This window comes from Curtobacterium luteum, from assembly GCF_014646995.1.
Taxonomy (GTDB): Bacteria; Actinomycetota; Actinomycetes; order Actinomycetales; family Microbacteriaceae; genus Curtobacterium; species Curtobacterium luteum.
Genome location: NZ_BMOI01000028.1, coordinates 1 through 1,046 on the forward strand (window position 1 = coordinate 1; position 1,046 = coordinate 1,046).

Below are 1,046 nucleotides of genomic sequence, written 5' to 3' on the forward strand. Positions count from 1 at the left end.
TGTGCCTCCCGGGGTCTGGGGTGGTCGGTGGGTGGTGCGGTCTACTGCACGCGGGTGGGTTTCGCGAGGGCGGCGCGGGTGCCGCCGGTGAGGTGGACCAGGACCGGGACCTGCCGGCCCAGGGTGCGGTCCAGCACGCCGATGGCGTGGTCGACGGCGTCGAGGACGGTGACCGCGTCACCGCCGCGGCGGACGTTGACCCGGATCCGGGCCGCGCGCTGCCGCTTGACGAGGTACGTGTCGACCTTGGCGCCGACGACGTCGCGGACGCCGTGGAGTTCGTGGTCGATCACGTCCCGCACGAGCGCGACGTTGATCGTGACCTGGTCCTCGCCGGTACGTTCCCGGACGGCGACGCTGGTGCCGCCGCGGCCGCGGGTGAACACCCACGCCAACGCGAGCACGATCACCACGACACACACGCCGGCGACGATCCACAGCGACGCCGCCGGCACGCTCACGTTGCTCGGCAACGTCACGTACGGCTTCAGGGCGTCACGGACCGCGGGCAGCACGCCGGCGCCGATGGTCAGGCCGGCGATGACGGCGACCAGGCCGAGCACGAGCAGGATGATGCGGTTCAGGGTGCGGTTGCTCTTGGTCATGCCAGGGTTCCCTTCTCGTCCACGCGGACCTTGACCCGCTTGCCGAACCGGGCGTCGAGGCGGCCGAGGCGGTCCTCGACCGCGGAGCGGACCGCTGCCTGGTCGACGGGCACCCCGGACAGGGGCACGAGGCGGACCTCGGAGGACCGGCCGCGGGCGGAGGCCTTGGCGTGGTCCTCGGGCAGGCCGGCAGCGAGCGCGGCGGCGTTCGCGGCGGTCGAGGCGAGGATCGCGGTGTCGATGACCACGGCGCCGCGGTCGTGCTCGACCGCGGACCGGTGCTGCCGGCCGGGCCCCAGTGCCAGCACGACCAGCACGATCCCGAGGACCACCAGGACCACAGCGATCACCTCGGCGATCGTCACGAACGCGCCGTCGGGCCGCAGCGCCGCGTCCACGACGGTCTGCGGGTCCGCCACCAACGGCGCGGACCCCACCGCC

General features: G+C 73.7%; 1 protein-coding gene and 1 pseudogene. Both read right to left on the bottom strand.

The window, feature by feature from the left end:
- Positions 1-41: 41 nt before the first annotated feature.
- Positions 42-605: a hypothetical protein gene (locus tag IEY20_RS16920; protein ID WP_175327238.1), complete on the bottom strand. Its 564-nt coding sequence runs from the start codon at positions 603-605 to the stop codon at positions 42-44.
- A pseudogene (locus IEY20_RS17330) lies at positions 602-1,046 on the bottom strand (DUF6286 domain-containing protein); the annotation flags it as partial. The pseudogene IEY20_RS17330 and the gene IEY20_RS16920, both read right to left, overlap by 4 nt.